Below are 21,804 nucleotides of genomic sequence, written 5' to 3'. Positions count from 1 at the left end.
TGTGATTCCTTCTGCGCGCTCAGGTCTTGGTGCCTTCGCTCTTGGACAGGCGCAGCAACAGCACCTTGGAGCAGGCCAGCACAACGGTGGTGATCAGGAATAGGATCAGGCCCAGTTCGATCAGCGCCGATTTCTGCAGGCCACCGGCCTCATTGAATTCGTTGGCAAGTGCCGAAGCGATCGAATTGCCCGGCGCAAACAGCGACTCAGGCAGGCGGAAGGCATTGCCGATGACAAAGGTCACCGCCATGGTTTCGCCCAGCGCACGCCCCAGCCCCAGCATGATGCCGCCGATCACACCGGTCTTGGTGAACGGCAGGACTACACGCCACATCACTTCCCAGGTGGTACTGCCCAGGCCATAGGCCGACTCCTTGAGCAGCGGCGGCACCAGTTCGAACACATCGCGCATCACAGCGGCGATGAACGGGATGATCATGATCGACAGGATCAGTCCTGCCGTGAAGATACCGATCCCGAACGGCGGGCCCGAGAAAAAGCTACCGATCAGCGGCAGGCTGCCAAACGTATCGATCAGCGTCGGCTGCACGTAGCGCTGGAAGATCGGCACGAATACGAACAGGCCCCACATCCCGTAGATGATGGACGGAATGGCTGCCAGCATCTCGATGGCCGTACCCAGCGGGCGACGCAGCCAGGCAGGAGACAGCTCGGTCAGGAACATGGCAATCCCGAACGAAACGGGCACGGCAACGATCAGGGCGATCATGGAGGTCAACAGCGTCCCCACGATCGGCACCAGCGCGCCGTACTGCTCGTTGACCGGATCCCATTCGTTGGTCCAGAGGAAAGACAGTCCATACTTGGACAGGGTCTCACGGCTGCCGAAAATCAGCGAGACCATGATCGCCGCGAGCAGGATGAAGACGAAGAAGGCGAAGAACCGGGTCAGGTTCTTGAACCCCGTATCCATCAGGGCATTCGAGGATTTCATCATGAAGATTGCCGTACCAGTGATGACAAAAACCGAAAGGCGCGGCCCGCGATGCTGTCGGCGGGCGGCGCCCTGGCTACCGGGAGAATGATACCGCCGCACGGAGGGCGGCGGCATCATGTGGCCCGATGATTACTTCCAGATGGCCTGACCGTTGCTGTCCTTCAGCTCGGAGGCCCACAGGGCACGGATCTGGTCGGTCACGGCCTGGGGCAACGGTACGTAGTCCAGGCTGTTGGCAGCTTCGCCACCGTTCTTGAAGGCCCAGTCGAAGAACTCCAGAACGATCTTGCCCTGTTCCGGACGCTGCTGCACCTTCTGCATCAGGATGAAGGTGGCGGCAGTCACGGGCCAGGAAGCAGCACCCGGTTCGTCGGTCAGCACCACACCCATGCCCGGTGCGCTGTTCCAGTCGGCGTTGGCGGCAGCCGCAGCGAAGGCTTCGCTCGAAGGTTGCACGTACTGGCCTTCGCGGTTCTGCAACTGGGTCCAGGACAGGTTGTTCTGCTTGGCGTAGGCGTACTCGACGTAGCCGATCGAGTTGGCCAGTTGGCCGACGTAGGCGGCGACGCCTTCGTTACCCTTGCCGCCCTGGCCGGTGGGCCACTTCACGGCCTTGCCTTCACCTACCTGCGTCTTCCAGTCGGCCGACACCTTCGACAGGTAGTTGGTCCACAGGAAGGTCGTGCCCGAACCGTCCGAACGGTGCACCACCACGATGTCGGCGTCAGGCAGCGTAACACCGCTGTTCAGGCCGGCGATGGCCGGATCGTTCCAGCGCTTGACCTTGCCCAGGTAGATATCGGCCAGCACGGCACCGGTCAGGCGCAGTTGGCCCGGCTGCACGCCCTGGATGTTGACGACGGGCACAGCACCACCGATCACGGCCGGGAACTGCAGCAGATTGTTTTCGCTCAGCTTCTGGGCATTGAGGGGATCGTCGGAAGCGCCGAAGTCAACCGTATTGGCGATGATCTGTTGCTGACCGCCGCCCGAACCGATGGACTGGTAATTGACCGCGTTGCCGCTCGCGGCACGGAAGTCGGAAGCCCACTTGGCATAGATCGGGTACGGGAACGATGCACCGGCACCGGTCACGGTAGCGGCCTGCGCGCCGACCGCGACGGCGGCCAGGGCCACACCCACGGAAATCTGCTTGAAAACTCGCTTGAACATTTCAGGGTTCCTTTGATAGCGGTTGAACGAGGCGATCACATTTGATTACCACGATGACGGCATCTTAGAACCCGAACATGACAACACTATGACAGTCATGCGACGCTTTTACGACGCATGACTGCTCATGGCCGGCGGGCCTATGCACCACCCAGTTTTTGCATCAGTTGACCATGCAGGCTGAAGGGCTTGCCCCGGCTGCGCACGCGCTGGTAGTCGCCACCCGGCTTTTGCACCCAGGCCAGCGTGTTGTCCCGCAACGCATAGGTGAAGGCCTCCGAAATGACCCGACGCTTGAGCGTCTTGTCGAGCACCGGAAACGCCACCTCAACCCGGCGGAAGAAATTGCGGTCCATCCAGTCGGCCGAGGACAGATAAACATTTTCCTTGCCGCCATCGAGAAAATAGAAAACCCGCGAATGCTCCAGGAAACGGCCGACGATGGAACGCACCCGGATATTCTCGGACAGACCCGGCACGCCGGCGCGCAGCGTGCACAGCCCGCGCACCACGAGGTCGATCTTGACGCCCGCCTGGCTGGCCTTGTAAAGCTCCTCGATGATCGAAGGCTCCAGCAACGAATTCATCTTGGCCATGATGCGAGCCCGCTTGCCCTGGCGGGCATGCTCGGCCTCGCGCCGAACCATTTCGACAATGGTTTCGTGCAACGTGAACGGTGCCTGCAGCAGCGCCTTGAGCGAACGCCGCATGCCCAGGCCCGTCAGCTGCGAAAACACCTTGTCCATGTCTTCGCACAGATCGGGATTGGCCGTGAGCAGACCGAAGTCGGTATACAGGCGCGCCGTGCTGGGATGGTAATTGCCCGTTCCCAGATGGCCGTAGCGTCGAAGTTCGCCGTTTTCACGGCGCAGCACCAGTGCCATCTTGGCGTGAGTCTTGTGCCCGACCACGCCATAGACCACATGCGCTCCGACCTCTTCCAGACGCGCTGCCCAGTTGATGTTAGTCTGCTCGTCGAAACGCGCCATCAGTTCGACCACCACGATGACTTCCTTGCCGGCTCGCGCCGCTGCCAGCAGCAACTGCATCAGCTCGGAATCCTCGCCGGTCCGGTAGATGGTCTGCTTGATCGCCACGACCTTGGGATCCGCTGCCGCAGCCGTCAGGAAATCGATCACCGGACGAAATGACTGGTAAGGATGATGCAACAACTGGTCGCGTGCCGCAATCGCGGCGAACAGCTCATCGGGCTTGCCAACCACATGCTTGAACGGCTCCGGCACCGGCGCATGATAGGTCGAATACAGCAGATCGGGGCGATCCACCGAATTGCAGAGCTGCATCAGCCGCGACAGATTGACCGGACCATTGATCCGGTAGGTATCGATGGGTGCCAGGCTGAATTCCCGCTGCAGGAAGGTTTCGAGTTCATAGGGCATCTGCGCATCGATCTCGAGCCGCACCGCTGCGCCGAAGTTGCGCTGCGACAGTTCGCCCTGCAGGGCCAGCCGCAGGTTGGTGATTTCCTCATCGTCGACGAACAGATCACTATTGCGCGTGACGCGCCACTGGAAACACCCCTGCACCGCGATGCCGGGAAACAGTTCGCCCACGAAGGCCCGGATCAGCGAGGTCAGCAGCACAAAACCATGCGGCTGGCCGCTGACATCGTCCGGCATGCGAATCAGGCGCGGCAAGGCACGCGGTGCCGACACGATAGCAATCGAAGCCTTGCGCCCGAAAGCATCACGCCCCTGCAACGGCACGATGAAATTGAGGCTCTTGTTGAATACACGGGGGAAAGGGTGCCCGGGACTGAGGCCGATGGGCGTAAGCAGCGGCATCACCTCGCGGCGGAACACCTCTAGCGCCCAGGCCTGCTGCGCCTCATTCCATTCGGACGCCAGCGGCAGCACGATGCCCTCTTCCTTGAGTCGGGGCAGGATGCGCTCATAGAGCACGGAATACTTGCGTGCCACCAGCGCCTGCACGGCAGCCGTGACCTGCCCGAAGGTTTCCGAGGGAAGCTGGCCATCCGGCCCGCGGGTCTGCGACTTCTGGCGCTGCTGTTCCTTGAGGGTGGAGACCCGGATCTCGAAGAACTCGTCCAGGTTGGAACTGACGATGCACACATAGCGCAGTCGCTCGAGCAGCGGGGTATCGGGTGACTCCGCCAGAGCCAGAACCCGCTCGTTGAACTTGAGGAGGGACAATTCCCGATTGAGGAACAACGGTGAAGCTGCGTCAGAGGTCATTGTGCCAACCCATTCGAAAGCATTATTTTTTACCATCGAACCATGACAGGACGATGACAATACATCATGCCAGAGCCACACATCAAAGCCAAGAGCCGGCCACAAGGCAAATCGGCATTTTCCGTATAATCCACTTCGGACCCACTTTGCGCCACAGATATACGCATGGAAAATCTTCTCGCTGCCGTCGACCTCGGTTCCAACAGTTTCCGCCTCTCGATCGGACGGGTCGTACAACGCGACGGCGTCCCCCAGATCTACCAGATCGACCGGCTCAAGGAAACCGTGCGGCTGGCCGCTGGTCTCGACAGCCAGCGCCGACTCGACGCCCCGACCATCGAGCGGGCCGTTTCCGTACTGCAGCGCTTTGGCGAACGCATCCGCAACTTCCCGCCGGCCCGCGTGCGCGTGGTGGCGACCAACACCTTCCGCATCGCCCGCAATATCGGTGATCTGCTGCCGCGCGCCGAAGCTGCGCTCGGTTTTCCGATCGAAGTCATCTCGGGCCGCGAAGAGGCCCGCCTGATCTTCTCGGGCGTGGCACATACCCTGCCCCCCAGCGAAGCCAACCGTCTGGTGGTGGACATCGGCGGCGGCTCGACCGAACTCATCATCGGTCAGCAATACGAGCCGCGCCAGATGACCTCGCTTTACATGGGCTGTGTCAGCTACAGCCGCCAGTTCTTTCCAGGCGGTGCCATTGATGCCCACCAGATGAAACTGGCCCAGTTGGCCGCGCTCAACGAACTGGAATCCATTGCCCGCCCCTACCGCCAGACCGGCTGGCAGGAAGCCTACGGCTCTTCGGGCACCAGCAAGGCGCTGTACGCCATCCTGACCGAATCGGGCTTTGCCAAACAGGCCATCACCCGCGACGGCATGGAAAAGCTCCGGAAAAAGCTGATTGCCGATGGCCGCGTCATCGCGGCTGAACTGCCCGGCATCAAGCTGGAACGTGCTGATGTGCTGCCCGGTGGCCTGGCCATCATGCTGGCGGTCTTCGAGGCGCTCGGCATCGACACCATGCAGACCGGCGACGGTGCCCTGCGCCTGGGGGTCCTGCACGACCTGCTGGGGCGCGATGCCGCCAGCGACAAGCGCGATGAATCAGTACGTCAGTTCATGGCGCGCTACCACGTCGATGTCGCCCAGGCGGCACGGGTACGCAAGACCGCCCTGTCCTTTTTCGACCAGATCCGTCCCGACGACGGCAGCTCGGATCGCCAGGAAATGGCCACGGCACTTGGCTGGGCCGCCGACCTGCATGAAATCGGCCTGTCCATCGCCCACAACGGCTACGCCAAGCACACCGCGTATGTCCTCGACAACGCCGACATGCCCGGTTTCTCACAGGATGACCAGGACCGCCTGGCTGCCATCACGCTGGCCCACTACGGCAAGCTGAACCGGGCCGGCACACCGATCATCAAGCAACCTGAATGGCCTGCCATCCTGTGCCTGCGTCTGGCCGTACTGCTGCATCGCGGCCGTGCCGACCTCGACGACCTGCCCCTGTCGCTGTCGGTCAGGAAACAATCCATCATCATCCGCCTCCAGCGCGACTGGCTGGATGCGCACCCGCTCACCGAATACAACCTGCAGGCCGAAGAAGAGGAATGGCGCAAGGCCGGCTTCGACTTCGAGATCATGGCGCGCTGACCTCAGGTCAAGACGCAACAAGGCCCGCATCATGGCGGGCCTTTGTCATGTCGGCACTCACTGCGCTGCCCAGGATCAGCGATCAGTTCACATCAGGCAGTCCAAAATGACGCCGATAACGTGCCGTCATCTCATCAAGACACAGCATCACGGGAAAATCGGCTGCATTGAAATCAGGATCCCAGGCGGGTTCGCCGCACACCTTGGCTCCCACTTTCAGATATCCCTTGATCAGGGCAGGAATGCGCGCAGGCAGATTGCTGTCGAGCTTTTCGAAGGGATAGCGATGCAACGGCTGCACCGTCAGTGGCAAGCAACGATCCACATGTGGCTGGACGGTGCGCCAGACCTCGGCGGCCGTCACGCCATCATCGCGCAGGCTGACACTGGCGCAGCCAAAAGCATAGCGATAGCCACGCAGGTACAGGAACTTGGTCAACCCCGACCAGAGTTGCATGATCACGCCACCGTTGCGGTATTCAGGATCCGTGCATGACCGGCCAAACTCGACCAATTCGTGGCGAATGCTGCTCAGGCCTGCCAGATCGAACTCGGATTCCGAATAGTAACGCCCTGCCTCACGGGCCTTTTCGGGCGTCAGAATACGGTAGGTGCCTACCACGCGACCCGTATCGACCTCACGCACCAGCAAGTGCTCGCACCATTGGTCGAAGTAATCCACATCGATACCACGATGCCCATCCGGGAAGCGGACACCCAGTTCCTCGCTGTAGACCCTGAATCGCAGACGCTGAGCCTGTTCGACTTCGCCCGGCGAACGCGCCAGTCCAACGGTCAGGCCCGCTGCCGGGCTGACCGCCAAATGAGTTGACATCTGCTTTCCTGCATCCATATGCACCAGTTCAAGCATTGCCCAAGTCTCCTGAAACGATAAGTCCGGCTGGAGACGACAGTGTCGCCGCCGGATGTTTCAGGTTCTTGACGCTATTATGACGCCACCGTGAAATTCACGGTAGCCAGTTTTTCGACGCCGGCCTGGGCCAGTGCCTCATCTTCGGCTTCTACCATCAGGCGCAGCTTCGGTTCCGTGCCGGAAGCGCGGATCAGCACACGCCCACGCCCTGCCAGTTCGGCCTCGACCTCACGGGTCAACTGCTGCAACTGCGCATGGTTTTTCCAATCCGTACCCCGCGCCAGCGGCACGTTGATCATTTTCTGCGGATACATGCGCAGGTCTGCGATCCAGTCTGCCAGCGTCGTCTGCTGACGGCAGATGGCCGTCAAAACCTGCAGGGCAGCGATGATACCATCACCAGTCGTATGCTGATCGAGGCACAGCAAATGCCCTGAGCTTTCACCACCGTACTGCCAGCCATGCTGCAGCAACAGCTCCAGTACATAGCGATCCCCGACCTGAGCCCGTTCGAACGGCACGTCAAGCTCAGCAAGTCGCTTTTCAAGGCCGAAATTGGTCATCAACGTACCCGCCACGCCCGGCACCTTGCCATGCAGCAGACGCTCACGCACCACGGCATAAAGCAATTCATCGCCATTGAAGATACGCCCGCTGCCATCGACCATCTGCACCCGGTCAGCATCGCCATCAAGGGCAATGCCCAGGTCAGCCTGGTGCTGCTTGACGACGGCCACCATCGCCTCGGGATGGGTCGCGCCCACGCCTTCGTTGATGTTGAAACCATCGGGGTGACACCCCATTTCGATCACCTGCGCACCCAGCTCGCGAAACACATGCGGTGCAATGTTGTAGGCTGCACCATGCGCGGCATCGACGACGATGCGCAAACCATTGAGGCTCAATTCATTGGGAAAGCTGCTCTTGCAGAACTCGATATAACGCCCCGCCGCATCACTGAGGCGACGCGCACGGCCAAGGTTCTCGGAAGAGGCGCAGCCCATCGGCTGCTCCAGCTCGGCCTCGATGTCCGATTCCACGGCATCGGGAAGTTTCATGCCCTGAGCAGAAAAGAACTTGATGCCATTGTCCTGGTACGGATTGTGAGAGGCACTGATGACGACACCTGCGGACAGACGCAGCGTACGTGTCAGGTAGGCCACAGCCGGCGTCGGCACAGGCCCCGCCAGCAAAACGTCGACACCTGCTGCCGACAGACCGGCCTCAAGCGCCGACTCCAGCATGTAGCCTGAAATGCGGGTGTCCTTGCCGATCAGTACGGTTGGCCGGCCATGGCCCCGGTAATCCTTCGCCAGCACCTTGCCGGCGGCATAGCCCAGCCGCATGGCAAATGCCGGATTGATCGTGGCCCCGCCCACTTCGCCGCGTACACCATCGGTACCGAAATATTTACGTTGAGTCATTTTGCCTATCCTGTTCTTGTTGATTATGCGGCAGTTTCGACTGCTTGCCAGACCTTGAGTGCATCTACTGTTTGAGCCACATCATGAACACGCACAATAGCGGCACCACGAGCGACGGCAGCCAGCGCGCCAGCCACACTACCAGCGATCCGCGCCTGGGGCGGTCGATCCACCACGTGGCCAATCATGGACTTGCGCGACAGCCCGATCAAGAGTGGCAAACCCAATTCTTGTAACAGGTCGAGTCGTCGCAACAACAGATAATTCTGTTCCACCGTTTTGCCAAAACCAAAGCCGGGATCAAGTGTCAGTCGTTGCATCCCTATGCCGGCAACACGCAGTTGTTCCACCTGCTTGCGCAGAAAATCGGATACATCTTCCAGCAGATCGCCATAAACAGGGGCCTGCTGCATGGTACGCGGCTCACCCTGCATGTGCATCACGCACAGGCCGCAATCGGATGCAGCGACCGCCTCGATGGCACCCGGCAACCTGAAACCATAGATATCGTTGATCATGTCCGCCCCGGCATCCAGCACAGCACGCATGACCTCAGGCTTGCAGGTATCGACGGATATCGGCACGCCCAGCTCGCGAACACCTTCGATCACCGGCAGCAGGCGGGCCAGCTCATCGGCAGCAGATACCGGATCGGCCCCCGGCCGGGTGGACTCGCCCCCCAGATCGAGGATATCAACGCCGTCGTTCAGCAATTGACGGGCATGGGCGATGGCCTGATCGGCTCGGTCATGGCAGCCGCCATCCGAGAACGAGTCGGGCGTCACGTTGACAATACCCATGACATGCGGACGCGCCAGCGCAAGCTGGAAACGGCCACACTGAAAATCGTGGTTCATGGTCATCCGAAGACAGGATCAAAAAGACCCGGCCTGGCCGGGTCTGTGCACATCAGACAGCGGCAGTTGCCTTGCCGTCTTCCTTGCCTTCATCATCCTTGGTGCCGGAAGCATCACCAGCCGAAGGCGTCGAGGGGCCAGAACGGTTGCTGCTCGACGAAGGATCGTCGGGCTTGTGAGGAGGACGCGGCTTGCGGCCCTCCATGATGTCGTTGATCTGCTCGGCATCGATGGTTTCCCACTCGAGCAGGGCAGCCGTCATCACTTCAACCTTGTCACGCTGTTCTTCGAGGATCTTGCGTGCCACGCTGTACTGCTCGTCGATAATGCGACGAATCGCGGCATCGACCTTCTGCATGGTGGCCTCGGACATGTGCGTGGTCTTGGTCACGCTGCGGCCCAGGAACACCTCACCTTCGTTTTCGGCGTAGACCATGGGACCCAGCGCCTCGTCCATACCATAGCGGGTCACGATATCGCGGGCAATGGCAGTAGCACGCTCGAAGTCGTTGGAGGCTCCGGTCGTCATCTGATCCATGAAGAGTTCTTCGGCGATCCGGCCACCGAACAGCACGGCAATGGTATCCAGCAGACGCGTCTTGTCCATGCTATAACGGTCGCCCTCGGGCAGTTGCATGGTCACGCCCAGCGCACGACCGCGCGGGATGATGGTGACCTTGTGCACAGGATCGGTCTTGGGCAGCATGCGTGCCACGACCGCGTGACCGGACTCGTGATAGGCGGTATTGCGGCGCTCTTCCTCGGGCATGACGATGGAACGACGCTCGGCCCCCATGATGATCTTGTCCTTGGCCTGCTCGAAGTCGATCATATCGACCGTGCGGCCATTGCGACGGGCAGCGAACAGCGCAGCCTCGTTGACCAAGTTGGCCAGGTCGGCCCCCGAGAAGCCCGGCGTACCACGCGCCAGCACATGAGCATCGACGTTGGGTGCAGCCGGCACCTTGCGCATGTGAACCTTGAGGATCTGCTCGCGACCACGGATATCCGGCAGCGGCACCACGACCTGCCGGTCGAAGCGGCCCGGACGCAGCAGCGCGGGATCCAGCACGTCGGGACGGTTGGTGGCGGCGATCACGATCACACCTTGCGAAGCCTCGAAACCATCCATCTCGACCAGCATCTGGTTGAGGGTCTGCTCGCGCTCATCGTTGCCACCACCCAGGCCGGCACCACGCTGACGGCCCACTGCATCGATTTCATCGATGAAGATGATGCAGGGAGCCTGCTTCTTGGCATTCTCGAACATATCGCGGACACGGGCAGCACCCACACCCACGAACATTTCGACGAAATCGGAACCGGAGATGCTGAAGAACGGCACCTTGGCCTCACCGGCGATGGCCTTGGCCAGCAGCGTCTTGCCGGTGCCCGGGGAACCGACCATCAGCACACCGCGCGGGATGCGCCCGCCCAGTTTCTGGAAACGGCTGGGATCACGCAGGAAATCAACCAGTTCCTGGACATCTTCCTTGGCCTCGTCGCAACCGGCGACATCGGCGAAAGTGATGGGATTGGTGTTTTCATCCAGCATGCGGGCGCGCGACTTGCCGAAGCTGAACGCGCCGCCCTTGCCTCCACCCTGCATCTGACGCATGAAGAAGATCCATACACCGATCAGGAGCAGCATCGGGAACCAGGAGACGAAAATGCTCATCAGCAGCGAGGGCTCCTCGCGTGCCTTGCCTGTGACCTGCACACCCGCCTTCATCAGGTCGGACACCATCCAGAGATCGCCAGGAGACGTGATCGTGTAGGGCCGTCCGGTATCCGGCGTGACATGCAGGACATCGCCCTGCACATCCACCCTATGGATGCGACCGTTGCGTGCGTCTTCCATGAACTGGGTGTAGGTGACGCCGGAATTGACCTGGCTGCGGCCGTCAAACTGCTTGAAGACCGTGAACAGCACCAGGGCGATCACCATCCAGATGGCGACTTTGGAAAAAGAATTGTTCAAGGAGTTTCTCCTGCTTGGTACATATACGTGCGCTCCAGTCTCACGAGTGACAATGTTCCCATGGTAATTTCACCATTCTACCCTCATCCGCCGATTATTTCAGACCGCGTCCCACCAGGAAAGTTTCGGAGGATTTGTCCCGTGAAGCCTGGGGCTTGCGCTCCACCACACGCCGGAACTGCTGCCTGAATGCATCGACGATCTGGGAAAATCCGCTGCCATGGAATGCCTTGACGATCAGAGCACCCTCCGGGCGCAGATGACTGGCCGAAAACTCCAGCGCCAGATCACAGACATGCTGGATGCGGGCAGCATCGGCCACCCCCACACCAGAGAGATTGGGGGCCATATCCGAAATAACAAGATCGACCGACTGCCCCTGCAGTGTTTCTTCGAGCTGTCGAAGCACACTGTCCTCACGGAAGTCCCCCTGAATGAACTCCACACCTGCAATCGGCTCCATCGGCAGCATGTCCAGTGCGATAATCCGCCCATGGATTTCGCCACCAGCGCCCTTGAGACGCTCACGCACAACCTGTGACCAACTGCCGGGCGTCGCCCCCAGATCGACCACGACCTGACCTGGACGCAGCAGTTTCTCGGCATCCAGGATCTCGGTCAGCTTGAATGCGGCACGCGCCCGATAGCCTTTTTGTTGCGCCAGTTTCACATATGGGTCATTAATATGCTGGTGGATCCAGTCTTTGGAAAATTTTTTCTTGGCCATTCCCGTACAATCCGCTTATGTCGATATTAGAAATCACCCCACGGGAACGCAGCGCGCTGCGCGCCGAAGCCCACCCCCTGCGTCCGGTCGTGCTGATCGGTGACAAGGGCCTGTCAGATCCGGTCCTGAAGGAAATCGATCGCAACCTGAACGCGCACGGTCTTATCAAGGTCCGCGTGAGCGGTGCTGACCGCGCCGACCGCGAAGTGCTGCTGCAGACCATCTGCGAATCGCTTTCCTGCGCCCCGGTGCATCACCTGGGTAAAACGCTTATTTTATTCCGTCGTGCCGCCGCGCAGCCGGAGAGTGTCGCCGACCTCGGCGTGCAGCCCCGTCAGCACAACGAAGCCTATGTCCCCAAGCGCCAGGCCGCTGCGGGCAAAAGCGTGGCCCCCAAGCGCGCCAAGCCGATCAAGCGCACCGTCAGCTTTACATCGGCACGTACCGCAGCCGGCCTGCCCGCCACCAAGAGCACCAGCCGCCCCACCAAGGCTGGCACCGGTTTTGCAAAGCCGGCCAAGGCAGGCAGCACAACCAACAGCCCCCGTGGAGCAGCCCGCCCGGCGCGCAGCGCCCTGTCGCTCAAGGCAGGAGCCCGCAGCAGCGGCGGCATCCGCCGCACCACCCTGGCACGCAGCGGCAAGAAAGGCTGAACAGCACTCCGGGGCTGACTGCCCCGATCAGGGGAGTGGTTTCGGCCTTCCCCTGAAAAACACAGGCCGATCAAATGATCGGCCTTTTTCATGCTGACTCGACCTTGACGGTCGCCGGTCAGGCTCAGACGTAACGGACTTCGAGTACTTCGTATTCGCGCAGTCCCGACGGTGCCTGCACTTCAGCCACATCACCGGCACTCTTGCCGATCAGCGCACGTGCCACGGGACTGGCAATCGACAGCAGATTGGCTCGTACATCGGCCTCGGCATTGCCGACGATCTGGTAGCAGACCTTGTCACCCGACTCGAGATCTTCGAGGTCCACGGTGGCACCGAACACGATGCGGCCATCGGCGTCGAGTTCGGCCGGCTCGATAATGTGGGCGTTGGAGAGCAGCCCTTCCAGTTCGTTGATGCGGCCTTCGATGAAGGCCTGCTTTTCGCGGGCAGCCTCGTACTCGGCATTTTCGGACAGGTCACCCTGTGCACGCGCCTCGGCGATCGCCTCGATCACCGCAGGACGCTCCTTGGATTTCAGACGCGCCAGCTCTTCGCGCAGGCGTTCGGCCCCACGGGCAGTCAGAGGAATAGCAGAAGACATGTTTCACACTTCCTGAAAAATAAAAAACGCTCCCTGGGGAGCGTTCTGTCCGATGTGCAGGATCCGTCTACGGATCATTCACCCAGAACGCACATGTGCCAGCTGGCAGCGAAGGCCATGAGCCTGCGCTGCGGCAACAAAGACAAAGACACGTTCATGTACGGACAGCTCCAGTCAAAAGAAAACCCCGGCTCGGCAAGAGCCAGGGCAAGACGTTGGGTGTATTGTGGTCAAAATCGGGGCATAAAGCAAGCCCCGCCATCAAGCCTTGCACCTGCCAGCGGGTTACCCCCCAGACAGGCGCGGATGGAAACCACTCTTGCCACATCGGGCATGGATGGTCTCCACGTCAGGCGATCAGCCCTGCTTGAGTTGCTTGTGCAGGTCCTGCAGGGCATAGACCCGCAGACCGGCCCCCTGGCGCATGTAGAGCATGCCCTCGACCGCAGCCTTGGCACCTGCCAGCGTCGTGAAGAAGGTCACACGCGCTGCCAGGGCCTGGGTACGGATGGTACGCGAGTCGGCGATGGCATTGCGGCGCTCCTCGACGGTATTGATGACCAGCGAAATTTCGCCATTTTTGATGGCATCGACGATATTGGGGCGACCTTCGTTTACCTTGTTCACCAGCTGCACCGGTACGCCAGCCGCCTCGATGGCCGCAGCCGTGCCACGCGTCGCAACCAGTTTGAGACCCAGTTCATGCAAACCGCGCGCCACAGCGACGATCTCGTCCTTGTCCTGGTTCTTGACGCTGATGAATACCGTACCCGACTCGGGCAGGTTGACGCCGGCAGCCAGTTGCGATTTGACGAAGGCCTCTCCGAAGGTTTCACCCACGCCCATGACTTCGCCGGTGGACTTCATCTCGGGCCCGAGAATGGTATCCACGCCGGGGAATTTGACGAACGGGAAAACGGCTTCCTTGACCGAGAAGTACGGCAGCGTGACTTCGCGCTCGACACCCTGCTCACGCAGGCTCTGGCCGGCCATCACGCGCGCGGCGATCTTGGCCAGTTGCAGGCCGGTCGCCTTGGAAACGAACGGTACCGTCCGCGATGCACGCGGATTGACTTCGAGCACGTACACGTCGTTGACATTCTGAATGGCGAACTGCACATTCATCAGGCCCTTGACGTTGAGCGCCCGCGCCATGGCGGCCGTCTGGCGCTTGATTTCCTCGACCGTGGAGGCTGGCAGCGAATACGGCGGCAGGCTGCAGGCCGAATCGCCGGAGTGGACGCCTGCCTGCTCGATGTGCTGCATGACACCGCCCACGAATACCTGGTCGCCATCGGCCAGGCAATCGACATCGACTTCGATGGCATTATTCAGGAAGCGGTCCAACAGCACCGGCGAATCATTGCTGACCTTGACGGCTTCGCGCATGTAGCGCTCCAGCTCGACCTGTTCATGGACGATTTCCATGGCGCGGCCACCCAGCACATAGCTGGGGCGCACGACCAGCGGATAGCCGATTTCCTGGGCATGGGCCAGCGCCTCGGCTTCGGTGCGTGCCGTACGGTTAGGCGGCTGGCGCAGGCCGAGCTTGGTGAGCAGCTTCTGGAAACGTTCGCGATCTTCGGCCACGTCGATGGACTCGGGGCTGGTGCCGATGATGGGCACACCATTGGCCTCGAGCGCGCGCGCCAGCTTGAGCGGAGTCTGGCCGCCGTACTGCACAATCACGCCGACAGGCTTTTCCTTGTCGACGATTTCGAGCACATCCTCGAGCGTGAGCGGCTCGAAGTACAGGCGGTCGGACGTGTCATAGTCGGTCGAGACGGTTTCGGGATTGCAGTTGACCATGATGGTTTCATAGCCGTCTTCACGCAACGCCAGTGCGGCATGCACGCAGCAATAGTCGAACTCAATACCCTGGCCGATCCGGTTCGGGCCGCCGCCCAGCACGATGATCTTCTTGCGGTCGGTGGGCTGCGCCTCGCACTCTTCCTCGTAGGTGGAGTACATATAGGCGGTATTGGTGGCAAACTCGGCCGCGCAGGTGTCGACCCGCTTGTAGACCGGGCGCACGTTGAACTGGTGGCGCAGCTTGCGGATTTCGGTATCGCTGGTATCGAGCAACCAGGCCAGGCGACGGTCGGAAAAACCGCGACGCTTGAGCTGAAACAGGGTGTCCGCGTCGAGATCGGCCAGCGTACGCTGTTCGAGCGCCAATTCGATGTCGACGATTTCCTTGATCTGGGCCAGGAACCAGGGATCGATCTTGGTCAGGTTGTGCACTTCTTCCAGGGTAAACCCCTGGGCAAAGGCGTCGCCTACGTACCAGATGCGCTCGGGGCCCGGCTCGCCCAGCTCGACCTCGAGCTTTTCGCGATCGGTGGTTTTCTGGTTGAGGCCATCTACGCCCACTTCGAGGCCGCGCAAGGCTTTCTGGAAGGACTCCTGGAAGGTGCGGCCGATGGCCATCACTTCGCCCACGGATTTCATCTGCGTGGTCAGGCGTGCGTCAGCCTGCGGGAATTTCTCGAAGGTAAAACGCGGCACCTTGGTGACGACATAATCGATGGTCGGCTCGAACGAGGCCGGCGTGGCACCGCCAGTGATCTCGTTCTGCAGCTCATCGAGCGTGTAGCCCACGGCCAGACGAGCCGCCACCTTGGCAATCGGAAAGCCCGTTGCCTTGGAGGCCAGCGCCGAGGAACGCGACACGCGCGGATTCATTTCGATCACAATCAGCCGGCCATTGGTCGGATTGAGTGCGAACTGGACGTTGGAACCGCCGGTTTCGACCCCGATCTCGCGCAGTACGGCGATCGAGGCATTGCGCATGACCTGGTATTCCTTGTCGGTCAGCGTCTGGGCAGGGGCCACCGTGATGGAGTCGCCTGTATGCACGCCCATGGGATCGAGGTTTTCAATGGCGCAGACAATGATGCAGTTGTCGACCTTGTCGCGCACGACTTCCATCTCGAACTCTTTCCAGCCGAGCAGCGATTCTTCGATCAGCAGCTCATTGGTAGGCGAAGCTTCCAGACCGCGACGGCAAATGGTTTCGAACTCTTCGGCGTTGTAGGCAATGCCACCGCCCGAGCCGCCCAGCGTGAAGCTGGGACGGATCACGGCAGGGAAACCGGAGGTACCGATTTCCTCGGCAATCCGACGCTGCACGGCCCATGCTTCGTCGAGAGAATGGGCCACGCCGGACTTGGCCGACTCCAGTCCGATGGCATCCATGGCCAGCTTGAATTTCTGACGGTCTTCGGCCTTGTCGATGGCATGCGCGTTGGCACCGATCAGTTCGACGCCATATTTGGCCAGTACACCTTCGCGATCAAGGTCGAGTGCGCAGTTGAGCGCCGTCTGGCCGCCCATGGTGGGCAGCAGCGCATCGGGCCGCTCGCGCTCGATGATCTTTTCGATGGCCTGCCAGGTAATGGGCTCAATGTAGGTGACGTCGGCCGTTTCCGGATCCGTCATGATGGTGGCCGGATTGCTGTTGACCAAAATGGTGCGATAGCCTTCGGCCTTGAGAGCCTTGCAGGCCTGCGCGCCGGAGTAGTCGAACTCGCAGGCCTGGCCGATGATGATCGGACCTGCGCCAATGATCAGGATGCTTTTTATGTCAGTACGCTTGGGCATGGAAATTTCCGGCTAATTATTTCTGGTCGGCCAGCAGGCTCATGAATTTGTCGAACAACACGCCGATATCGTGCGGGCCGGGGCTGGCCTCGGGGTGCCCCTGGAAGCCGAAGGCAGGCCGGTCGGTCAATTCCAACCCCTGCAACGTGCCATCGAACAGCGACACATGAGTCACCCGGGCATGCGCCGGCAACGTGGCCGCATCCACGGCAAAGCCGTGGTTCTGGCTGGTGATGAAAACACGCCCCGTGTCGATGTCGCGTACCGGATGGTTGGCACCATGGTGGCCGGTTTTCATCTTGACCGTCTTGGCTCCGATCGCCAGGCCGAGAATCTGGTGCCCCAGGCAAATACCGAACACAGGCAGTTTTTTGTCCAGGAAAGTACGGGTCGCGGCGATGGCATAGTCGCAAGGCTCTGGGTCCCCAGGACCGTTGGACAGGAAAATGCCGTCAGGATTGAGCTTGAGGACCTCTTCGACAGGCGTCTGCGCCGGCACCACCGTCAGGCGGCAGCCGCGATCGGCCAGCAGGCGCAGGATGTTGAACTTGACGCCGAAATCATAGGCCACGACGTGCGGGCCATCGCCTTGCGGCTGGGTATAGCCGCTGCCAAGTTGCCAGGAACCCTGGGTCCAGGGCTGCACCTGGTCGGTAGACACCACGCGAGCCAGATCCTGACCCGCCATGCCCGGGAAGCTGCGGGCCAGCGCCAACGCGGCCCCGGCATCCGTGCCGGTCATGATGCAGGCGCCCTGGGCACCACCGTCACGCAGGATGCGAGTCAGCTTGCGGGTATCGACGCCGGAAATGGCAACAATGCCTTCCTTCTTGAGATAGTCGGGCAGCGAGGAGGTGGCGCGAAAATTGGACAGCAGCGCCGGACAGTCCCGCACCACCAGCCCTGCCGCGAACACGCGTCGGCCTTCTACATCCTCTTCATTGACGCCAGTATTACCGATATGCGGGTAGGTCAGGGTCACGATCTGGCCGTTGTAGCTGGGATCGGTGAGGATCTCCTGATAACCGGTCAGGGACGTATTGAAGACGAGTTCGGCAACCGAATGGCCTTCGGCACCGATTGACACGCCATGAAAGACGGTGCCATCGGCCAGGGCCAGGATCGCGGGATGAGAGGCAGGGAACAGGGGGGACGACAAGGAAGTCTCCGGGGAATTCATGGACAGGACGAGCAAACTGGACGTTAAACCTTCCTATTATAACCTACCTATCTGCTGCCATTTATGGGCAATTTGCGCATTCAGAACGGTAAATATGCCAGTTTGTACAACCAATTGTGCAGTTTCTCACAACAACAAAAACGACACTCCTGCAACGGCAATGTTTTTATACTCTTGAGGACTCCACGCGATTGCGTCCGCGCTCCTTGGCCTGGTACAGCGCCTCGTCGGCACGCTTGAGCACGTTGCGCCGCGACTCTCCGGCACACCACTCGGCCACGCCCAGAGACAGCGTAACCGCACCGACCGGCGGAAACGTCATGCCAGCGACCTTGGCACGAACACGCTCAGCCAGCGTTGTCGCCTCGGCCAGTGCCGTATGCGGCAGGAGCACCAGCAACTCGTCGCCACCCCAGCGCACGATCCTGTCCGTGCCGCGCATGCCTGCCGCCAGCCTGGCCGTTACCTGCCGCAGAATCTCGTCACCGCAATGATGCCCATGGTTGTCATTGATCTGCTTGAAATGGTCAATATCGCACAGGATCACGCTGCAAGGCCCATCGCCCGCCTGCGCACGACCCTGCTGGGCACCCAGCAACCGCTCGCCATAGCGGCGATTGAACAGACCAGTGAGGGCATCGTGATGTGCCCATTCCCTCAGCTTGTTTTCGGTTTCGATGCGATCGCTCACATCCCGGCTGACACTGACGTAATAGGCAATCTCGCCCTGGTCGTCGGTCAGGGCTGCCACACTCTGGTCTGCAAAATAACGCTCGCCCCCTTTTCGGCAATGTACAACTGTGCGGCGAATGACCTCGCCAGCCTGCATATGCCGAGCCAGGTCAGCCGGCTGCAGCAAGCCTTCACCTTCCGGGTACAGAATGGCCGGCACCCTGCCCTGGACCTCATCCAGCAAATAACCGGACATTCGCTCGAAGGCATGATTCACAAACAGAATACGCGTCTGGGCGTCGGTGATCACAACAGCATCGGGCGTAGCATGGATGGCCGCCACCAGCATGTCGCGCGACTGCTGCAGGGCCATGCTGGCAGTGATATCCCGCTGCACCGACACGTAGTGCGTGATTTCGCCCGCCTCGTTGCGCACTGGCGAAATATTCCACTCGACATGATAGGGCGTGCCGTCCTTTCGATAGTTGACCGCATCACCATGAAAGAAGGTGCCGGACAGCAGACAATCACGCAGCCGTGCAATCACGTCGGGATCCGTGTCCTGGCCCTGCAGCACGCGCGGCGACAGTCCAACCAGCTCATCGGCCAAGTAGCCGCTCATGGAGCAAAAGGCCGGATTGCAAAAGACAATGTAGGGGCCGCCATCATCCAGGCTGGCATCCGTGATGACGACTGCATTGAAGGATTGCAGGACCGCAGCCTGCCACAGGCCGGAAAAATCGTCAGGCATGGACATAGGCATCCTTCTCGCCAGTGATCCCGGTCGACACGGCGCACTTGAACGCCATCAATCGCCAACCCTAAATCGATAGCCGACCATAGTACCACGTGCCCAATTACCCAATGCCTGATGACGGACCCGTAAAACCCGCGATCCACGACAGCGCCAACAGGAGGGCATCCACCTGCAGCCGAGCCCGTGTATCATCTTCGGATGGCGGGCCACCGCCGCTTCGGCATCCACATTGACCTGACGGACACCAGCAACATGACCACCCTGCTCGACTCCCTGCGCCGTTCCACCACCGTTGTTGCCGACACCGGCGACTTCGAATCCATGCGGGCGCTCAAGCCGACCGACGCCACCACAAATCCCTCACTCATCCTCAAGGCCGTACAGCAGGATGCCTATCGCCCTCTGCTTGAACAGGTCCTGCACGACCATGGCAACCTGTCGCTGGAAGCGCGCACCGACCGGTTGCTGGTCAAGTTCGGCCGCGCCATCCTCGATATCGTGCCTGGCCGCGTCTCTACCGAAGTGGACGCCCGACTGTCATTCGATACGCGCGCCACAGTCGAACGCGCGCGCCGTCTGATTGCCCTGTACCATGCCGTCGGAATTGAGCGTGAACGTGTGCTGATCAAGATCGCTGCCACCTGGGAAGGCATCCAGGCCGCACGCATCCTGGAAGCCGAGGGCATTCGTTGCAACATGACGCTGATTTTCTCGCTGGGGCAGGCCGCTGCCTGCGCGGACGTGGGAGCCCAACTGATCTCGCCGTTCGTGGGCCGCATCTACGATTGGCACAAGAAGGCAGCCGGCAGCCAGTGGGACGAACAGACCCATGGTGGCCCACAGGATCCCGGTGTACAGTCCGTGACCCGTATTTACCAGTACTACAAGCAGCACGGCTTCACTACCGAAGTCATGGGTGCCAGTTTTCGCAATGCCGGACAAATCCTGGCGCTGGCGGGTTGCGACCTGCTCACCATCAGCCCCGACCTGTTGACCCAGCTCGCCAGCGTGACAGGCAATGTCGAGCCGCGACTGCGAGCCGGTGGTGCCTATCCGGTCCAGGCCCGCGTGGGTGTGGATGAAATCAGCTTTCGCTCGCAACTCAACGAGGATGCCATGGCCACCGAGAAGCTGGCCGAAGGCATCCGGGCCTTCGTGGCCGATGCCCGCAAGCTCGACACACTGCTGCAGGACAGGGCCTGACCGCCACCCGACCACTCAGCGGCGGGCGCAACGCAGATTGAATACCTGCAGCGCCGCGCCCACTGCTGCCACGGCACCCGCTGTCACCCCCAGGGCATCATACGAAGCACCCGCGGCCAGCAGAATGCCACCGCCCGCCGCACCCAGGGCACTCCCAAGGTAGAGCGCCGACTCATTCAGGGCAACGGCCAGATCGCCATCCCCCTGTCGCTCGCGCTCATTGACCAGCAGATTGTTCTGCGGCACCTGCAACGCCCATCCCACCGCGCCCCAGACAGCGACGGGCAGCAATGCCAGCCAGGGCTGCCAGGCAGCGGCAAACGGCGTCACCCCCAGCGCCACGGCCAGCCACACCATGATGCCCAGAGTCAGTCTACCCGGCGCAACCCGGTCGGCCAGCGGCACGACCAGAAAACTGCCCAGCAGGCCGCCTGCCCCCCACGCCCAGAGCCAGGGTGTCGCGTCGACCAGGCCGCCAGGCGACACCGCCAGCAACAGTGCAGCCAGATAGGTATACAGCCCCAGGCTGGCGACAGCGGCCAACAGCGATACCAGCAACGTACCCAGGACACGGCTGTCGCGCAGCAGGCACAGCCGATCATGCCAGCGCACAGCCGGACCGTCTTGCGGCAATTCCGGCAACCGCATCCACAGGCCCAGCCAGGACAGCCCCCCCAGCACAGCCACCAGCCACAGTGCAGCCGTCCAGCCGAACCACTGCGCAAGCATCAGCCCCAGCGGGACGCCCAACACCGTACCGCCTGCCATACCGCCCATCATCAAGGCAATGGCCCGGCCTCGCTGCCCAGGTGCCACAATAGCCGTGCTGGCGGCGATCCCCAGCGCCAGATACACCCCCGCGCCGACACCCGCCAACGATCGCCAGAACAGCAGCCATGCAAACGAACCGGCACACGCACTGGCCACATTGGCCGCCACGAACAGGCCCAGCGCCCAAAGCAGGCCGGCACGTCGCCGCCGTGCAGGCAACACCGCCACGCACAATGGCGACCCCAGTCCATAGGCCAGCGTAAAGACCGTCACCAGTTGCGCCGCCACGGACACCGGCACTGAAAATGCCCCTTCGATCAACGGAATCAGCCCCGCAGTGACATAGGACGCCATACCCAGTGCAAACGCGCCCAGCGCAATCAGACCCACCACGGCAAACGACTTTGTCGATCCCCGGGCCGCATTTTCAACATCTGTGTGCATTTGATGCATCCATCCATAAAGAAAGCATCATTCTGCAGAGATCCATAA

16 protein-coding genes are annotated in these 21,804 nt (G+C 61.2%); 3 read left to right on the top strand and 13 right to left on the bottom strand.

The genetic code is table 11. The annotated features are described in order from the left end of the window. Positions 1 to 19 precede the first annotated feature (19 nt). From pstC to ppk1, 3 genes are all read right to left on the bottom strand, one after another. Positions 20 to 958 (bottom strand): phosphate ABC transporter permease subunit PstC, encoded by a 939-nt coding sequence (pstC, locus tag DD235_RS07365; RefSeq protein ID WP_109061530.1) that lies wholly within the window; start codon positions 956 to 958, stop codon positions 20 to 22. A gap of 129 nt (positions 959 to 1,087) precedes the next feature. Continuing rightward, positions 1,088 to 2,131: a phosphate ABC transporter substrate-binding protein PstS gene (gene pstS, locus DD235_RS07360; RefSeq protein ID WP_109061390.1), complete on the bottom strand. Its 1,044-nt coding sequence runs from the start codon at positions 2,129 to 2,131 to the stop codon at positions 1,088 to 1,090. Positions 2,132 to 2,271: 140 nt separating this feature from the next. Further along, positions 2,272 to 4,347, bottom strand: a complete 2,076-nt coding sequence (gene ppk1 / locus DD235_RS07355; protein WP_109061529.1) for a polyphosphate kinase 1 — start codon at positions 4,345 to 4,347, stop codon at positions 2,272 to 2,274. Positions 4,348 to 4,512: 165 nt separating this feature from the next. On the opposite strand from ppk1, the gene ppx reads away from it, so the two are divergent. Next, positions 4,513 to 6,006 (top strand): exopolyphosphatase, encoded by a 1,494-nt coding sequence (ppx, locus tag DD235_RS07350; RefSeq protein ID WP_109061389.1) that lies wholly within the window; start codon positions 4,513 to 4,515, stop codon positions 6,004 to 6,006. An 82-nt stretch (positions 6,007 to 6,088) separates the two neighbouring features. On the opposite strand, the gene DD235_RS07345 is transcribed toward ppx, so the two are convergent. From DD235_RS07345 to DD235_RS07325, 5 genes are all read right to left on the bottom strand, one after another. Next, positions 6,089 to 6,877 (bottom strand): GNAT family N-acetyltransferase, encoded by a 789-nt coding sequence (locus DD235_RS07345; protein WP_109061388.1) that lies wholly within the window; start codon positions 6,875 to 6,877, stop codon positions 6,089 to 6,091. A 77-nt stretch (positions 6,878 to 6,954) separates the two neighbouring features. Next, entirely contained in the window at positions 6,955 to 8,304 is a 1,350-nt protein-coding gene (gene glmM, locus DD235_RS07340; protein WP_109061387.1) for a phosphoglucosamine mutase, read from the bottom strand. 23 nt (positions 8,305 to 8,327) lie between these two features. Next, a complete protein-coding gene (gene folP, locus DD235_RS07335) occupies positions 8,328 to 9,161 on the bottom strand; it encodes a dihydropteroate synthase (RefSeq protein ID WP_109061528.1) in 834 nt (277 codons plus the stop codon). A gap of 52 nt (positions 9,162 to 9,213) precedes the next feature. Further along, positions 9,214 to 11,142 carry an ATP-dependent zinc metalloprotease FtsH gene (ftsH, locus tag DD235_RS07330; protein WP_109061386.1) on the bottom strand — a complete coding sequence of 643 codons (1,929 nt, stop codon included), beginning with the start codon at positions 11,140 to 11,142 and terminating at the stop codon, positions 9,214 to 9,216. A gap of 94 nt (positions 11,143 to 11,236) precedes the next feature. Continuing rightward, complete coding sequence (locus tag DD235_RS07325) at positions 11,237 to 11,869, bottom strand: RlmE family RNA methyltransferase (RefSeq protein WP_109061385.1); 633 nt, start codon at positions 11,867 to 11,869, stop codon at positions 11,237 to 11,239. Between the two features lie 17 nt (positions 11,870 to 11,886). On the opposite strand from DD235_RS07325, the gene DD235_RS07320 reads away from it, so the two are divergent. Beyond that, positions 11,887 to 12,522, top strand: a complete 636-nt coding sequence (locus DD235_RS07320; protein WP_109061384.1) for a YhbY family RNA-binding protein — start codon at positions 11,887 to 11,889, stop codon at positions 12,520 to 12,522. 124 nt (positions 12,523 to 12,646) lie between these two features. On the opposite strand, the gene greA is transcribed toward DD235_RS07320, so the two are convergent. The 4 genes from greA to DD235_RS07300 form a co-directional block, all read right to left on the bottom strand. Further along, positions 12,647 to 13,126 carry a transcription elongation factor GreA gene (gene greA, locus DD235_RS07315; RefSeq protein WP_109061383.1) on the bottom strand — a complete coding sequence of 160 codons (480 nt, stop codon included), beginning with the start codon at positions 13,124 to 13,126 and terminating at the stop codon, positions 12,647 to 12,649. 357 nt (positions 13,127 to 13,483) lie between these two features. Further along, positions 13,484 to 16,729, bottom strand: coding sequence for a carbamoyl-phosphate synthase large subunit (gene carB, locus DD235_RS07310; protein WP_109061382.1), 3,246 nt, complete (start codon positions 16,727 to 16,729; stop codon positions 13,484 to 13,486). Positions 16,730 to 16,745: 16 nt separating this feature from the next. Beyond that, a complete protein-coding gene (gene carA, locus DD235_RS07305; protein ID WP_420810454.1) occupies positions 16,746 to 17,876 on the bottom strand; it encodes a glutamine-hydrolyzing carbamoyl-phosphate synthase small subunit in 1,131 nt (376 codons plus the stop codon). Between the two features lie 199 nt (positions 17,877 to 18,075). Continuing rightward, positions 18,076 to 19,332 (bottom strand): sensor domain-containing diguanylate cyclase, encoded by a 1,257-nt coding sequence (locus tag DD235_RS07300; protein WP_109061527.1) that lies wholly within the window; start codon positions 19,330 to 19,332, stop codon positions 18,076 to 18,078. Between the two features lie 258 nt (positions 19,333 to 19,590). On the opposite strand from DD235_RS07300, the gene tal reads away from it, so the two are divergent. After that, entirely contained in the window at positions 19,591 to 20,541 is a 951-nt protein-coding gene (gene tal / locus DD235_RS07295; protein ID WP_109061526.1) for a transaldolase, read from the top strand. 15 nt (positions 20,542 to 20,556) lie between these two features. Here the strand turns inward: tal and DD235_RS07290 are convergent, their stop codons facing one another. Next, positions 20,557 to 21,756: an MFS transporter gene (locus tag DD235_RS07290; protein WP_109061380.1), complete on the bottom strand. Its 1,200-nt coding sequence runs from the start codon at positions 21,754 to 21,756 to the stop codon at positions 20,557 to 20,559. Positions 21,757 to 21,804: the final 48 nt, after the last annotated feature.

This window comes from Corticimicrobacter populi (assembly GCF_003123725.1).
Classification (GTDB): domain Bacteria; phylum Pseudomonadota; class Gammaproteobacteria; order Burkholderiales; family Burkholderiaceae_B; genus Corticimicrobacter; species Corticimicrobacter populi.
Note: the sequence above shows the minus strand (reverse complement) of the source record. Positions and strands in the feature narration are given on the sequence as shown.

Coding starts and splice junctions, on each gene's coding strand:
- pstC (WP_109061530.1), bottom strand. CDS start 958: ATGATGAAATCCTCGAATGCCCTGATGGATACGGGGTTCAAGAACCTG.
- pstS (WP_109061390.1), bottom strand. CDS start 2,131: ATGTTCAAGCGAGTTTTCAAGCAGATTTCCGTGGGTGTGGCCCTGGCC.
- ppk1 (WP_109061529.1), bottom strand. CDS start 4,347: ATGACCTCTGACGCAGCTTCACCGTTGTTCCTCAATCGGGAATTGTCC.
- ppx (WP_109061389.1), top strand. CDS start 4,513: ATGGAAAATCTTCTCGCTGCCGTCGACCTCGGTTCCAACAGTTTCCGC.
- DD235_RS07345 (WP_109061388.1), bottom strand. CDS start 6,877: ATGCTTGAACTGGTGCATATGGATGCAGGAAAGCAGATGTCAACTCAT.
- glmM (WP_109061387.1), bottom strand. CDS start 8,304: ATGACTCAACGTAAATATTTCGGTACCGATGGTGTACGCGGCGAAGTG.
- folP (WP_109061528.1), bottom strand. CDS start 9,161: ATGAACCACGATTTTCAGTGTGGCCGTTTCCAGCTTGCGCTGGCGCGT.
- DD235_RS07325 (WP_109061385.1), bottom strand. CDS start 11,869: ATGGCCAAGAAAAAATTTTCCAAAGACTGGATCCACCAGCATATTAAT.
- DD235_RS07320 (WP_109061384.1), top strand. CDS start 11,887: ATGTCGATATTAGAAATCACCCCACGGGAACGCAGCGCGCTGCGCGCC.
- greA (WP_109061383.1), bottom strand. CDS start 13,126: ATGTCTTCTGCTATTCCTCTGACTGCCCGTGGGGCCGAACGCCTGCGC.
- carB (WP_109061382.1), bottom strand. CDS start 16,729: ATGCCCAAGCGTACTGACATAAAAAGCATCCTGATCATTGGCGCAGGT.
- DD235_RS07300 (WP_109061527.1), bottom strand. CDS start 19,332: ATGCCTGACGATTTTTCCGGCCTGTGGCAGGCTGCGGTCCTGCAATCC.
- tal (WP_109061526.1), top strand. CDS start 19,591: ATGACCACCCTGCTCGACTCCCTGCGCCGTTCCACCACCGTTGTTGCC.
- DD235_RS07290 (WP_109061380.1), bottom strand. CDS start 21,756: ATGCACACAGATGTTGAAAATGCGGCCCGGGGATCGACAAAGTCGTTT.